14 protein-coding genes are annotated in these 14868 nt (G+C 60.1%); 8 read left to right on the forward strand and 6 right to left on the reverse strand.

The window, feature by feature from the left end:
- The first annotated feature begins 54 nt into the window (after positions 1–54).
- Together UTM25_RS10450 and UTM25_RS10455 are read left to right on the forward strand one after the other, a co-directional pair.
- Positions 55–624 carry a carboxymuconolactone decarboxylase family protein gene (locus UTM25_RS10450; protein ID WP_194401081.1) on the forward strand — a complete coding sequence of 190 codons (570 nt, stop codon included), beginning with the start codon at positions 55–57 and terminating at the stop codon, positions 622–624.
- Entirely contained in the window at positions 617–1234 is a 618-nt protein-coding gene (locus UTM25_RS10455) for a CDP-alcohol phosphatidyltransferase family protein (protein WP_194401080.1), read from the forward strand. Before UTM25_RS10450 ends, UTM25_RS10455 begins: the two co-directional genes overlap by 8 nt.
- On the opposite strand, the gene UTM25_RS10460 is transcribed toward UTM25_RS10455, so the two are convergent.
- The 6 genes from UTM25_RS10460 to xthA all read right to left on the reverse strand — a co-directional run bounded on the left by UTM25_RS10460 (position 1231) and on the right by xthA (position 7406).
- Complete coding sequence (locus UTM25_RS10460; protein ID WP_194401079.1) at positions 1231–2538, reverse strand: sulfurtransferase; 1308 nt, start codon at positions 2536–2538, stop codon at positions 1231–1233. The two genes, UTM25_RS10455 and UTM25_RS10460, sit on opposite strands and share 4 nt — an antisense overlap.
- Positions 2539–2611: 73 nt before the next feature.
- Positions 2612–3232, reverse strand: coding sequence for an ATP-binding cassette domain-containing protein (locus UTM25_RS10465; protein WP_194401078.1), 621 nt, complete (start codon positions 3230–3232; stop codon positions 2612–2614).
- Positions 3232–4761 (reverse strand): thiamine ABC transporter permease, encoded by a 1530-nt coding sequence (locus UTM25_RS10470; RefSeq protein WP_194401077.1) that lies wholly within the window; start codon positions 4759–4761, stop codon positions 3232–3234. Before UTM25_RS10470 ends, UTM25_RS10465 begins: the two co-directional genes overlap by 1 nt.
- The gene (locus tag UTM25_RS10475) at positions 4734–5894 is read right to left on the reverse strand and encodes an ABC transporter substrate-binding protein (protein WP_414146750.1); all 1161 of its coding nucleotides are present in this window, start codon (positions 5892–5894) and stop codon (positions 4734–4736) included. Before UTM25_RS10475 ends, UTM25_RS10470 begins: the two co-directional genes overlap by 28 nt.
- A 15-nt stretch (positions 5895–5909) precedes the next feature.
- Positions 5910–6593 (reverse strand): VTT domain-containing protein, encoded by a 684-nt coding sequence (locus UTM25_RS10480; RefSeq protein WP_194401073.1) that lies wholly within the window; start codon positions 6591–6593, stop codon positions 5910–5912.
- 6 nt (positions 6594–6599) lie between these two features.
- A complete protein-coding gene (xthA, locus tag UTM25_RS10485; RefSeq protein ID WP_194401071.1) occupies positions 6600–7406 on the reverse strand; it encodes an exodeoxyribonuclease III in 807 nt (268 codons plus the stop codon).
- 433 nt (positions 7407–7839) lie between these two features.
- Between xthA and UTM25_RS10490 the strand changes: the two genes are divergently transcribed.
- From UTM25_RS10490 to spy, 6 genes are all read left to right on the forward strand, one after another.
- Entirely contained in the window at positions 7840–9060 is a 1221-nt protein-coding gene (locus UTM25_RS10490; protein WP_029742016.1) for an aspartate aminotransferase family protein, read from the forward strand.
- Positions 9057–10091 (forward strand): arginine N-succinyltransferase, encoded by a 1035-nt coding sequence (gene astA / locus UTM25_RS10495; RefSeq protein WP_023311275.1) that lies wholly within the window; start codon positions 9057–9059, stop codon positions 10089–10091. Before UTM25_RS10490 ends, astA begins: the two co-directional genes overlap by 4 nt.
- Positions 10088–11575: a succinylglutamate-semialdehyde dehydrogenase gene (astD, locus tag UTM25_RS10500; protein WP_194401069.1), complete on the forward strand. Its 1488-nt coding sequence runs from the start codon at positions 10088–10090 to the stop codon at positions 11573–11575. Before astA ends, astD begins: the two co-directional genes overlap by 4 nt.
- A complete protein-coding gene (gene astB, locus UTM25_RS10505; RefSeq protein ID WP_194401067.1) occupies positions 11562–12887 on the forward strand; it encodes an N-succinylarginine dihydrolase in 1326 nt (441 codons plus the stop codon). The genes astD and astB overlap by 14 nt, the downstream gene beginning before the upstream one ends.
- Before the next feature lie 10 nt (positions 12888–12897).
- Positions 12898–13863: a succinylglutamate desuccinylase gene (gene astE, locus UTM25_RS10510; protein ID WP_194401065.1), complete on the forward strand. Its 966-nt coding sequence runs from the start codon at positions 12898–12900 to the stop codon at positions 13861–13863.
- A gap of 338 nt (positions 13864–14201) precedes the next feature.
- Complete coding sequence (gene spy / locus UTM25_RS10515; protein WP_194401063.1) at positions 14202–14696, forward strand: ATP-independent periplasmic protein-refolding chaperone Spy; 495 nt, start codon at positions 14202–14204, stop codon at positions 14694–14696.
- Positions 14697–14868 lie beyond the last annotated feature (172 nt).

Below are 14868 nucleotides of genomic sequence, written 5' to 3' on the forward strand. Positions count from 1 at the left end.
AAAAAAGACATATTATCTTGCCCTTTCTCAGAGTCCAGTAAACAGGAGAATCAGGTGAAAGAGTCCACCGCCTGGGTTGCCCCCCTCGAATCCCTTCCCGCCAGCCTTAAACCGATTGTCGCCATGCAGAAAAAGCATTTTGGCGCGGTGCTGAATCCCACCCGGTGGTGGGGGCGAATGCCGCGTCTGTTCTGGCTGGTGGCGCTGTTTGTCGGCTTTCTGGAGCGTCGTCACGCGCGCCTGACGCCCGCGCTGCGTTCGCTGCTCATGACGCGGGTATCCCAGCTCTGTCACTGCGCTTTCTGTATTGATGCCAACAGCCTGCGGCTGGCCAAGCGCTGCGGCGCGCTGGATAAGGTTCAGGCCGTGAGCGACTGGCAGGATTCCGCCTTGTTCACCGAGCAGGAGCGCGCGGCGCTGGCCTACGCCGAGGCGGTAACCGCCACGCCGCCCCGGGCGGATGAGACAGTCAGAACGGCGCTGAAACGCCACTTCACGGATGATGCCATCACCGAGATGACGGCGCTGATTGCGTTTCAGAATCTCTCCGCCCGCTTTAATGCCGCGCTGGATATTCCGGCGCAGGGGCTGTGCGCTACGTTTAACGAGACTCCTCATGTTTGACCGTCACCTGCACCCGCGGGTAAAGCCCGCGCTAAATCGTCTGGTTTCCGTGCTGGATAAGCCGGGCATCACGCCCGACGGATTGACCCTGACCGGGTTTGCCATCGGCGTGCTGGCGCTGCCGTTTCTGGCCCTCGGCTGGTATCCGGCGGCGCTGGCCGCCATCGTGCTTAACCGCCTGCTGGATGGTCTGGACGGCGCGCTGGCGCGCCGGAGAGGGCTGACCGATGCGGGGGGATTTCTCGATATCGCGCTCGATTTTCTGTTCTACGCCCTGGTGCCGTTTGGCTTTGCGCTCGCGGCTCCCGCAGAGAATGCGCTCGCGGCCGCCTGGCTGCTGTTTGCGTTTATCGGTACCGGCAGCAGCTTTCTGGCGTTTGCGGCGCTGGCCGCGAAGCACGATATCGACAACCCCGGCTACGCGCACAAGTCGTTTTATTACATCGGTGGGTTAACGGAAGGGACGGAGACCATCGCGCTGTTCGTGCTGTGCTGCCTGTTCCCGGCGCACTTTACGCTGTTCGCGTGGGTATTCGGCGCGCTGTGCTGGCTGACCACCACAACGCGCGTCTGGAGCGGCTATGTGACGCTGAAGTCACTCAGCCCTTAGAGAGCGCTCTCTGGCCCGCGCTCTCCGGTGGTGACCGGGTTCTGCGGGTGACTGCTCCATTCGTACCAGCCGCCGTCATAGACGGCGACATTCTTCCAGCCCATCGCCCGGGCGTACATAAAGGTTTCTGACGCGCGCCACCCGGTGCCGCAGTAAAACGCGACGTGCTGTTCCGGCAGAATATTCCAGCGCTTCCACTGGGCGGCGATATCGTCCGCGCTGCGCATGGTGCCATCCGGGTTATGGAAATCTTCCATATGGGTCGCGTCGCTGCCCGCATGACCCCAGCGGGCACCGGCAATTTCACCTTTTGGCTTGATATAGCTGTAGCCGCTGGTTTTGCCGATGAACTCCGGCCACGAACGAATGCTGACCAGGGAGGCATCCTGACGGTGCAGCATTCCGCGCGCCTGTTCCATATCAACCATCAGCTGCGGCTGGCCGGGGATCGGCGCGCCAAAATCGGGGGCTGGCGTCACTTTGCCGGGCGTGCCGCGTTCAACCGGCAGGCTAGCATCCGACCACGCCTTCCAGCCGCCGTCGAGAATACGCACATCCTTCACGCCCGCATACAGCATGATCTGCGCCACGCGCGCGGCGGCGTAAACGTCACGGCCATACAGAATGACGGTAGTGTCGTGACGGATCCCGTGCTTCGCCAGCATCGCTTTCAGCTTGTCGTCGGAGACTTTATTCCACAGCGGCTCGCTTTCCACCTCGTTGGTGTCGATGTAGCCCGCGCCGGGAATGTGGTTCAGCAGGTAAAACTTTGGTGCGCCCCAGGCGGCTTCAATCACTTTCCAGTCACCGGCCGGCGCGGCGGTCACGGGTTTACCCTGCTGGAGGCGGTGGATCCACTGCGGGTAAACCAGCTGTTCAAAGTGAGGCAGGCGCTGAAGGCGGTCGGGCGTCTGCAGAGCATCGCTGAGCAGCGAGACGTGGCGGTATCCGGCTTTCTCCAGGCGGGATTTCACCGCCAGGTTATCGTTCTCGTCGCCGTAGAGGGCGATGGCCGTCGCGGGCGTAAGCTGATGCTGTTTTGCCCAGCTCGCAATCTGCTCGTCGCTCATTGCGCCCAGCCAGGCGGCAGCAAGGTTGAGGGCGGCGGGTTCGTGCCCGGAGGGGCCGCTGAGGGTCTGCGGCCAGCCGTTGTAAAACGCGCTGGGACGGGTGTCGACAGGCGTGCCGTGCTGCGCCTGAAGCTGAGACAGCGTCATCGCGTTGCCCATATCAGCCGCCAGAGAGGAAAAGGAAGCGAGGCCGCAGAGCAGGGCCAGCGCGGTCAGTTGAGAAACACGTTTCATCGAATAACCTGACGTCAGTAAAAGAGGGGGGCATTGTCGTCTCTCCCGAAACGGAAAACATTGCGTTAGCACATTATTGCCAGCGAGAAATCTCAATCAGCTCGCCGCCGGGCGGAATATCGTCCTCATCGTGCGTGACCAGCACCACCGGGATATTGCGCGTGCGGACGGCGTCAAATACCCATGTCCGAAACGTCGTGCGCAGCGTTTTATCGAGGCGGCTGAACGGTTCGTCCAGCAGCAGCGCCTGCGGCTCTGCGAGGAGGGCCCGCAGCAGGCTGACACGGGCACGCTCCCCGCCGGAGAGGGTGGCCGGATCGCTGGCGTAATGACCGCTCAGGCCGGCGGAATCCAGCGCCTGCTCGACCGCTTCCCGACGCGCTCTCCCGACGATCCGCTCAGGCAAGGCCAGCAGCAAATTTTGCCCGACGCTGAACTGTTCAAACAGCAGCGCATCCTGAAAGAGAATGCCCAGCCCGCGGGCTTCAACAGGGAGGCTATCGCAGCGACGCGCGTCGAGCCACAGTTCGCCCCGCGCCTGGAAATCGTCTGACAGCGCGCCGACCATCCACGCAAAAAGGGTCGATTTGCCGCTGCCGGACGGCCCCATCAGGGTAACGATCTCCCCGCGAGGAACGCAAAAATTGACCTCGCGGAAAAGCGGTTCGATGGTGAGATCTTTTACCTTCAGCATTAACGTAATCCTTGACGGTAGCGGCCCGCGAGCCGGGATAACAGTGCGGCAAGACCAAACACCGTGCCCGTAACCAGCAGTAATCCCAGCGCCCGGTTAGCGAGAATCGGGATGCTGCCCCCGCTGCTGAGCGCGACGGTTTCGGTGGTCAGCGTGGCGAAGCGCCCCGCGCCAAGCCAGAGCGTCGGCATGTATTGCGCCATGCTGACGGAAAAACCAATAGCAAAGGCCAGCAGCGCCGGGCGCACCAGCAGGGGGCATTTCAGCAGTAGAAATATTTTTGCCCGTCGCCAGCCGAGCGTTCTGGCGGTAAGGATAAGCCTGGGATCGATTCGCCGCCAGGCGGGCTGCAGAACCAGCAGCATCCACGGCAACACCCAAAGCAGATGGCTCCAGAGCACGGCGGCATAGTGCCCGTCGAGCCCCAGACGTAATGCAATAAAGTATTGCCCGGTGACGAGCGGCAGCGCCGGAAGGGCGAGCGGTAACCACACCCACGCTGCGCCGCGCTGCGGTCCCCATTCCAGCCAGAGAAAAATGACGATGAGGGCGATCAGGCTCGACAGCAGGCCGAATGAGAAGCTGGTCCCCACGGAACCCACGTCGCCCCCTTGCGCCAGCATCAGCAGTACCGCCGTGCACAGGATGCCGCACGCGGGCAGTAACCCGCTGAGTGCCCGCTCAGGCAGGACGCGCTGAGACCTTCGGCGCCCCCCCGCGAGGTCCGGGATTGTGCGACGCCATACCCTCCAGAGGCCGTATCCGAGGGCGGCAAGCGCGGCCAGCAGTATAAGAAGAAGCAGGCACAGCAGCGTTCCTTTTACCTGCAGCTGCGCGTCGCCCTGGCTTAGCCACTGCCAGGCCAGCACGGCCAGGGTGGGCGGGTTGCCGGGCCCGAGAACGATCGCCACGTCCACGACCGAGAGCGACCATGCCAGCACCGCCAGCATCACCGCGCCGAGGACAGGCGCGATCGCCGGGAGGATCAGCCAGCTGAGCGTCTGATAACGCCCGTAGCCAAAGGTCTGCAGGACGATCTTCTGCTGCGCGAGCCGTTGTTCCGGCAGTACGGCGTAAATGGCCCACAGCACGAACGCGCTCTCTTTGACCGCGAGCGTCAGGCCCAGCCCGACGCCGTAGCGGTCAAGCGGAGCCGTACAGACGGTACAGAGCTGATAAAACAGACCGCCCTCGGCAAACAGCAGTAACGCGCTGGTGGCGAACGCCACATGGGGGATCGCCAGTAGCCAGGGCAGCCGGGTCGTGAGGCGTCGCCAGCGTTGACCTGGCCACAAAAGGCAGACGAAGAAAAGGGCAATCAGCAGCGCCCCCAGCGTGGCGATGAGCATTGAGACCAGCGTGGCGACGGTCGCCTGCGGCAGCTGCGGATCGTTCAGCAGACGCTGCCAGTTTGTCGCAGAAAGCGCCGGTGCGAACAGCATCACGCCGGCGGGCAGGATCGGCAGATAAATCACCGCCATCGCCAGCCAGACAAGCCCGCTCAGCGGGTGCCGTAACGACGCAGCCATTCCTGCTCCAGCGCGTTCACCCACGCGGACTGCGGCTCTGCAAGCACCTGCGGCAGCCCCTGAGGCGTATGGGCCAGCAGCTGTTTCGCTTCCTCTTCGGGCAGCGTTTTCGCATCCAGTACGCTCGGGTCTCCCCAGATGGCCGGGTCGGCCTTGCGGATTTGCGCCTGCGGCGAAAGCAGGAAATTAGCGACCACTTTCGCACCCGCGCTCGTGGCGGCATTGGCCGGGATAGCCACAAAATGGACGTTGCCGAGCATCCCGCTCTGGAAACCAAAGCTGTAGCTGTCGGCAGGCAGTTCGCCGCTCGCCACTTTCTGCTGCGCATGGGCCGGGTTAAAGGTCAGCGACAGGTTCAGACTGCCGCTGGCAAGCAGGGCATCCATTCGGGCAGGTGAAGGGGGAAAGTCTTTGCCTTCGCGCCACAGCAGCGGGTGCAGCTTATCGAGGTAGGCCCAGAGCGGCGCCGTAACCTCAGCAAATGTTGCATCTGGCGCGTTCTGTAAAGCCTCAGGGCGATCGGTGAGCGTCAGAAGCAGCTGCTCAAGAAATGCCGTGCCGGTAAAATCGGGCGGGCGAGGATAGCTGATCTTGCCCGGGTGCTGGCGCGCGTACGCCAGCAGCGCCTGAGGATCCTCCGGCGGGGTCGGCATGCTGGCCTGTCGGGCGATAAAGGTCAGCTGCGCGCCGCCCCACGGGGACTCCGCCCCGTCGGTTGGAATCGCAAAATCTTCCGTTACGGGCTTGCGGGTATCGACATAGCGCCAGTTTGGCAACGTCTGAGCCCATCCGGTTTGCAGCAGGTTCGCCTCTTTTAACGTGCGGAAGTTTTCGCCGTTGACCCACAGCAGGTCAACCGAGCCGTTGGCCTTACGCCCCGCTGCGGCTTCCGTCTGGATCCGTTTTACCGCATCGGCGGCGTCCGCCAGCGGGACAATTTTTAGGGTAATGGCGTAGTGCGTTTGCATCTCACCGCTGACCCACTCAAGGTAGCGGTTGACCGCCGGATCGCCGCCCCAGGCGTTAAACCAGACGGTCTGGCCTTTGGCCTGCTGTTGGATAGCGTGCCAGCTTTCGGCGGCACACAGGGGGGCTGCCAGCAGCAGACCAGTCAGGAACGCGCAAAAACGCACACGGCGCATAATGCCTCACTTTTTAACAGACGGGAGATAACGGGAAAACAGCTGGCGCGTAGCCAGCGGCAATAACCCCAGTAGTGTAAAGGCGATTAGCATGCCCGGCGACAAAATATCGCGCAGGGACGCAACTTTACCCAGCTCGCGCCCGGCGTTGAGAAAGACCACCGTCGCGGGCAGCATGGCGACCTGGCTGACCCACCAGTAGCGGCAGACTTCAATGCGGGTCAGCCCCATCAGCAAATTCACCAGGAAAAATGGGAACAGCGGCATCAGGCGCAGGGCAAAAAGATAGCCCGCGCCGTCATGCGCCATACCGGCGTTCACCGTTTTCATCTGCTGAGCAAACCGCCGCTGGACCCATTCGCGCAGCAGATAACGGCTGGCGAGCATCGCAAGCGTCGCCCCGAGCGTGGAGGCAAACGAGACCAGAAGGGTGCCTTCCCACAGGGGAAATAACGCCCCGCCCAGCAGGGTGAGGATCGCCGCGCCGGGGATCGACAGGGCGGAGACCACCACGTAGAGCGCAAAAAAGATCAGCGCGCTTTGCAGCGGCGCGTGGTCAACATGGGAGAGGAGTGCCTGCTGGTGGGTTTTAATCCCTTCCAGGGAGAGTGTGCCAGGGGGAAGCATGACAAACGTCAGAATAAATGCGCCCAGAAGGGCGCACAGGAAAGCGAGTTTTCGAATGTTCACGCGTCATTACAGCTTGAATTTAGCCCACACCGGCGCGTGGTCAGACGGTTTTTCCATGCTGCGGATCTCGTAGTCGATCCCGGTTTCGATGCAGCGCTCTGCCAGCGGCGAACTGGCGAGCAGCAGGTCGATACGCAGGCCACGGTTGTCGTCAAAGCCTTTTGAGCGGTAGTCAAACCACGAGAAGCGATCCTGCGTGTCCGGGTTGGCGGTACGGAAGGTATCCACCAGACCCCAGTCAAGCAGGCGCTGCATCCACTCGCGCTCTTCCGGCAGGAAGGAGCATTTGCCGGTACGCAGCCAGCGTTTGCGGCTGTCTTCACCGATGCCAATATCCAGATCGGTCGGGCTGATATTCACATCACCCATGATCAGCACCGGATTATCTTTGCTCAGTTCGGTGGTCAGGTAGTTCTGCAGATCCTGATAAAACTTGGCTTTGGCCGGGAATTTGGTCGGATGGTCGCGGCTCTCGCCCTGGGGAAAGTAACCATTAATCACTGTGATGTTACCCAGCGGGGAAGGCAGTTCCGCCATGATGATGCGGCGCTGTGCTTCTTCATCATCGCCGGGAAACCCGCGGCGGACTGAAACTGGCGTCTCTTTGGTCAACAGCGCAACGCCGTAATGGCCTTTCTGCCCATGATAGAAGACGTTGTAGCCGAGCTTAGCCACCTCTTCGAGGGGGAACATGTCGTCGTGAACCTTAGTCTCCTGCAGGCCGATCACATCTGGCTGATGTTGCTCAACAATGGCTTCAAGCTGATGGGGGCGGGCGCGCAGGCCGTTGATATTAAAAGAGACAAATTTCATAGTCGCTGCCAGTGCAAGGTGAATAGTGCATGGATGGTAGCAGAATTTGCGTCAACTGTTACCGGGTTCGGCCAATAACTGCAACAGATAATGCCGGTGGTGCAATATTTGCACCATTCTGACGCGCATCGCCCTCAAACAGGGCGTAAATGACCGATAAATTTCGCGAGCGATCACAATTCCAGAATTATATTTGGCCTGTGCATACTCTTTCTGATTTTCATGCGGCAAAGCGCCGCTTGTCGTAAAAATATTCACTTTTTATGCACTAACAGTGAATAACTCCATATTGTAACTTATTGATATTCTGTTACCTCAACCCGTTTATGCAATTTTATCGCTGGCTGGCACGAAGGCTGCAATCTACATTCACAGTGCAAACACTCAATTATTTAACATTCAAATAACTTTTTATTTACCGGATGAGGTCGCTATGTCTCTGTCAATTACGCGTGAAAATTTCGATGAATGGATGATGCCGGTTTACGCTCCGGCGGCTTTTATTCCGGTTCGTGGGGAAGGCTCGCGCCTGTGGGATCAGCAGGGTAAAGAGTATATCGACTTTGCAGGTGGGATTGCGGTTAACGCGCTGGGTCATGCGCATCCTGCGCTGCGTCAGGCGCTGAATGACCAGGCGGCGAAGTTCTGGCATACCGGCAACGGCTTTACTAACGAGCCCGCGCTGCGTCTGGCCAAAAAACTGATCGACGCGACGTTTGCCGAAAAGGTCTTTTTCTGTAACTCGGGGGCGGAAGCCAACGAAGCGGCGCTGAAGCTGGCGCGCAAATATGCGCACGATAAATTTGGTACCCACAAGAGCGGCATCGTGGCGTTTAAAAATGCCTTCCACGGACGCACGCTGTTTACCGTCAGCGCGGGCGGCCAGCCTTCCTACTCGCAGGATTTTGCCCCGCTGCCGCCGGATATTCGCCACGGTATCTATAACGATCTGCAGTCCGCCAGCGAGCTGATTAACGACACCACCTGCGCGGTGATCGTTGAGCCGATGCAGGGTGAGGGCGGCGTGCTTCCGGCGCAAAAAGCCTTCCTGCAGGGGCTGCGCGAGCTGTGCGATCGCCACAACGCGGTCCTGATTTTCGACGAAGTGCAGACCGGCGTGGGCCGCACCGGCGAGCTGTATGCCTATATGCACTATGGCGTAACGCCGGACGTGCTTTCGACCGCCAAAGCGCTGGGCGGCGGCTTCCCGATTGGCGCGACGCTGACCACCGATAAATTCGCCAGCGTGATGACCGTGGGCACCCATGGCACCACCTACGGCGGCAACCCGCTGGCCACCGCCGTTGCCGGGCAGGTTCTCGACATCATTAACACGCCTGAGGTGCTGAAAGGCGTTAAGCAGCGTCACGACTGGTTTGTTGAGCGCCTGAATGCCATCAACGGCAAAACGGGGCTGTTTAAAGAAATTCGCGGTCTGGGACTGTTAATCGGCTGCGAGCTCACCGCCGAGTTTGCCGGAAAAGCTAAACTTATTTCACAGGAAGCGGCAAAAGTGGGCGTGATGGTGCTGATTGCCGGTGCCAACGTGGTGCGTTTTGCGCCCGCGCTGATCGTCAGCGAGGAAGAGGTGCAAACCGGTCTGGACCGTTTTGCGCTGGCGTGTGAAAAAGTGAAATCCGGGGTGTCATCATGATGGTCATCCGTCCCGTTGAGCGCGGCGATCTCGCCGGGCTCATGCAGCTTGCCGGTAAGACGGGAGGCGGGCTGACCTCGCTTCCTGCCGATGAAAAAACGCTGTCGGCGCGAATTGAGCGCGCCCTGCAAACCTGGCAGGGGACGTTGCCAAAAAGCGAACAGGGGTATGTGTTCGTGCTGGAAGACACCGACACGGGGACCGTGGCCGGGATCTGCGCCATTGAAGTGGCCGTCGGGCTTAACGACCCGTGGTACAACTACCGCGTCGGCACCATGGTTCACGCCTCGAAAGAGCTGAACGTCTATAACGCGCTGCCCACGCTGTTTCTCTGCAATGACCACACGGGCGCCAGCGAGCTATGCACGCTGTTCCTCGACCCGGCGTGGCGCAAAGAGGGCAACGGCTACCTGCTCTCCAAATCGCGCTTTATGTTTATGGCCGCCTTCCGCGATCGCTTTAACGAAAAAGTGGTCGCGGAGATGCGCGGCGTGATCGACGACACCGGCTACTCGCCGTTCTGGGAGAGCCTGGGCGAGCGCTTCTTCTCGATGGAGTTCAGCCGGGCGGACTATCTCTGCGGCACCGGCCAGAAAGCCTTTATCGCCGAACTGATGCCGAAGCATCCTATCTATACCCATTTCCTCAGCCCGGAAGCGCAGGCGGTGATTGGCGAAGTCCATCCGCAGACCGCGCCTGCCCGCGCGGTGCTGGAGAAAGAGGGGTTCCGCTACCGGAACTATGTCGACATCTTTGACGGCGGCCCAACGCTTGAGTGCGATATCGACCGCGTGCGCGCGATCCGTAAAAGCCGTCTGGTTGAGGTCTCTGAAGGTCAGCCCGCGCCGGGTGACTGGCCCGCCTGTCTGGTGTCGAATGAAAATTACGCCAACTTCCGCGCCATGCTGGTGCGTACCAACCCGAAATGTGAACGTCTGGTGCTGACGGCTGCAGAACTGGATGCCCTGAAATGTAACGCCGGCGATACGGTTCGCCTGGTGCGTCTCTGCCCTGAGGAGAAAACAGCATGACATTATGGATTAACGGTGACTGGGTCACGGGCGAAGGCGAAGAGCGCGTAAAGACCAATCCGGTTGGAAAAGAGGTGCTCTGGAAGGGGCATGACGCCAGCGCCGCGCAGGTAGAACAAGCCTGCCAGGCCGCGCGCCGCGCTTTTCCGGCGTGGGCAAAACAGCCTTTCGCCGTGCGCCAGGAAATTGTTGAAAAGTTTGCCGGGCTGCTGGAGGCAAACAAGGCCGAACTGACGCGCATCATCGCGTCTGAAACCAGTAAACCGCGCTGGGAAGCGACAACCGAAGTGACGGCGATGATCAACAAAATCGCCATTTCGGTCAAGGCGTACCACACCCGCACCGGCGAACAGCACACCGACATGCCGGACGGCGCGGCCACGCTGCGTCACCGTCCGCACGGCGTGCTGGCGGTGTTTGGCCCGTATAACTTCCCGGGACACCTGCCGAATGGCCATATTGTGCCTGCACTGCTGGCGGGCAATACCGTCATCTTCAAACCGAGCGAGCTCACGCCATTCACCGGCGAGGCGGTGGTCAAACTCTGGGAACAGGCCGGCCTGCCGCCGGGCGTGCTGAATCTGGTGCAGGGCGGGCGGGAAACCGGTCAGGCTCTGAGCGCGCTGAGCGATATCGACGGTCTGCTGTTTACCGGCAGCGCCGGTACGGGCTATCAGCTGCACCGCCAGCTGGCAGGGCAGCCGGAGAAAATCCTGGCGCTGGAGATGGGCGGCAACAACCCGCTGATTGTGGAAGACCCTGATGATATTGACGCCGCGGTGCACCTGACGATTCAGTCCGCCTTTATTACCGCCGGACAGCGCTGTACCTGCTCCCGCCGCCTGCTTGTGAAGCGGGGCGCACAGGGGGATGCCTTCCTGAAGCGTCTGGTTGAAGTGAGCGCGCGTCTGGTGCCTGCCGCGTGGGATGCCGACCCGCAGCCGTTTATCGGCGGGCTGATTTCCGAACAGGCCGCGCTGAACGTGCTGAAGGCCTGGCAGGACCACGTCGCGCGCGGCGCGAAAACCCTGCTTGAGCCGAAGCAGGTTCAGCAGGGTGCTTCGCTGCTGACGCCGGGAATCGTAGAGATGAGCGGCGCAAGCAACGTGCCGGATGAAGAGGTCTTTGGCCCGCTGCTGTGCGTCTGGCGTTACGATGATTTCGATGCGGCCATTGCGATGGCGAACAACACCCGCTACGGCCTGTCGAGTGGGCTGATTTCACCGCATCGCGAGAAGTTTGATCGGCTGCTGCTGGAAGCGCGCGCCGGGATTGTGAACTGGAATAAACCGCTGACCGGGGCCGCGAGCACCGCGCCGTTCGGCGGCGTAGGCGCGTCGGGCAACCATCGCGCCAGCGCGTGGTATGCCGCCGATTACTGCGCGTGGCCGATGGCGAGCCTGGAAACCCCGGCGCTGACGCTGCCGGAGACGCTTAATCCGGGGCTGGATTTTACCGGAGGGGATCGTCATGAAAGCGCGTGAGGTTAACTTTGACGGGCTGGTGGGGCTGACGCACCACTATGCCGGTCTCTCTTTTGGTAATGAAGCCTCGACGAAGCACCGCTTTCAGGTGTCGAACCCGAAGCTGGCGGCGAAGCAGGGGCTGCTGAAGATGAAGGCGCTGGCGGATGCCGGTTTCCCGCAGGCGGTGATCCCGCCGCAGGAACGCCCGAACGTGGCTGTCCTTCGTCAGCTCGGCTTTAGCGGTACCGATGAGCAGGTCGTCGAAAAAGCGGGTACGCAGACGCCGCACCTGCTCTCCGCGGCAAGCTCCGCCTCCTCGATGTGGGTGGCAAACGCCGCGACCGTCGCGCCGTCAGCCGACACGCTGGATGGCAAAGTTCATCTGACGGTGGCGAACCTCAACAATAAATTCCACCGCGCCACCGAAGCGGAAACCACCGAGCGCGTGCTGCGCGCCATTTTCAACCATGACGCCCATTTTGAGGTGCATCAGGCTCTGCCGCAGGTGGCGATGTTTGGCGACGAAGGCGCGGCCAACCATAACCGCCTGGGGGGCGACTATGGCGACCCGGGCCTGCAGCTGTTTATCTACGGGCGAGAAGAGGGGGGCCACGTTGCGCCAACCCGTTATCCTGCTCGTCAGACGCTGGCGGCCAGCCAGGCGGTTGCTCGCCTGAACCAGGTCAATCCTTCCCAGGTGGTTTTTGCCCAGCAAAACCCGCATGTGATTGACCAGGGCGTGTTCCATAACGACGTGATTGCCGTTTCTAACCGCCAGGTGCTGTTCTGCCACGAGCAGGCGTTTGCCCATCAGGAGAAGCTGCTCGCCACGCTGCATGAGCGCGTGCGCGGCTTCACGCCAATCCAGGTGCCAACGGAGGCGGTGAGCGTGCAGGACGCGGTAGAAACCTATCTGTTCAACAGCCAGCTGCTGAGCCGTGACGATGGCAGCATGATGCTGGTCCTGCCGCAGGAGTCCCGGGATCATAAAGGCGTGTGGCGCTACCTGACGGAGCTGGTCAAGGCCGATAACCCGATTGACGAACTGCGCGTGTTTGATCTGCGCGAAAGCATGGCCAACGGCGGCGGGCCAGCCTGTTTACGTCTGCGCGTGGTCTTGACTCAGGACGAAATGCAGGCGGTGAACCCCGCGGTCATGATGAACGATACGCTCTTTACGCGGCTGAATGACTGGGTCGATCGCTACTATCGGGATCGTCTGACGCAGGCGGAACTGGTTGACCCGCAGCTTCTGCGTGAAGGACGCGAGGCGCTGGACGCGTTATCGACAATCCTGCAGCTGGGATCGGTTTACCCGTTCCAGCGCTAAAGGAGTGGATATGGAAAATTTACTGGCGCTGACCCTGGCCGATGAGACGCCGGAACAGAAAGAGGGGGACGGCCCCTCATTTCGCTGGCGGTGGCTGGGGCGCGGGGTGCTTGAGCTGACGCCGACCATAAAAAGCGATCTCTCGCTGCTGCTTTCAACGGGTCTCCACGGGAATGAAACCGCGCCCGTTGAGATTGTTGATATGCTGCTGCGTGCGCTGTACCGCAATGAGATCGCCCTGAAGTGCCGCGTGCTGGTGGTGCTCGGCAATCCCCCTGCGCTGGCGCAAAACAAACGGTATCTGGTGAGCGACATTAACCGCATGTTCGGCGGCCGCTGGTCGCAGTTTCCGCAGAGCGATGAAACGGCGCGGGCCGAGTGGCTGGAGAACGTCGTGACCGCGTTTTTTGCCGCTGCGGGGCCGGGCCGCTGGCATCTGGATCTGCATACGGCAATCCGCGCGTCTTACCACGTACGCTTCGGCGTTCTGCCGCAGCGCAGTCAGCCGTGGGATGAAGCGTTCCTGAGCTGGCTGGGTGACGCCGGGCTGGAGGCGCTGGTATTTCATCAGTCGCCGGGCGGAACCTTTACCCATTTCACCTGTGAGCGTTTCGCTGCGCTGTCCTGCACGCTGGAGCTGGGAAAAGCGCTGCCGTTCGGCCAGAACGATTTGACCCGCTTTGTGCCTACTCATCTCGCCCTTCGGGCGCTACTGGGTGGAACGGCTCCCGAGCACGCGCATCAGCCCGTTGAGCGGTATCGGGTCGTGCAGCAGATCACGCGCCGCAGCGATGCCTTCCTGCTCCATATGGCCGCACACACCCTGAACTTCACGCCGTTCCGCAAAGGGGTGCTGCTGGCTGAGGATGGGGAGGAACGTTACGTGGTGCAGAAAAACACCGAGTATGTTTTATTCCCTAACCCCACCGTCGCGTTTGGCCTGCGGGCCGGGCTGATGCTGGAAAAAATATCCTGAACCTTTCCCCTCTCATAATCCGGGAGGGGGAGGTAAAAAACTTTTCTTAACGATTAAAGCGCTTGCGCTTATTTTGCAGAATATTCCTGGTGAATTGCTTTATTATTGATCGGTACTTCGCTATACTTCTGCCAAATCTCTTTAAAATCATTGAATTGAATATTTTTTGTTGCAACTCTCCACGCTTTATCCTTATTTCCTCCACATTTGGCGAAAATTTGTTTTTTACACTTTCATTGTTTTACCGTTGCTCTGACTAATTGACGATAAACGCCGTAAAGTTAATCTCGTCAACACGGCATAGCGCCGAAGAATAACTGAAAGAAAGGAAATAAATTATGCGTAAGTTTACTGCACTGTTTGTTGCTTCTACCCTGGCTCTGGGCGCTACCAGCATGGCGTTTGCCGCAGATACTGCGACCACTACGACTGCCGCGCCTGCTGAAGGCAAAATGATGATGCATCATAAAGGTCCGGGTATGCACAACGAGATGATGATGTTTAAGGATCTCAACCTGACGGATGCGCAGAAGCAGCAGATCCGCGACATCAGAAAAGGTGAGCGTGACCAGATGAAACGTCCTCCGCTTGAAGAGCGCCGTGCGATGCATGACATCATCGCCAGCGACAGCTTCGATAAGGCGAAAGCCGAAGTGCAGATCGACAAAATGGCCGAGCAGCACAAAGCCCGCATGCTGGCTCACATGGAAACCCAGAACAAGATCTACAACATTCTGACCCCGGAACAGAAAAAACAATTTAATGCGAATTTTGAGAAGCGTCTGACAGAACGTCCGGCGATGGAAGGTAAAATGCCAGCACCAACCGAATAATCGGTTCACACTCTTAAGACCGCCGGGATCCTGTCCACAAAAGCGCAACCGCTGTGGACAGGACCGGCGGTTTTTCTTTCCTGCCCTCTTGCCTGCCGCCGCCAGCGCGGTATCCTCCTGTAGTCGCTTCAGAGAATGTTTGCAGAGTCATGGCGTTAGAATTTTTATTAAC

This window comes from Enterobacter sp. 61D5, from assembly GCF_034107965.1.
Classification (GTDB): domain Bacteria; phylum Pseudomonadota; class Gammaproteobacteria; order Enterobacterales; family Enterobacteriaceae; genus Enterobacter; species Enterobacter cloacae_M.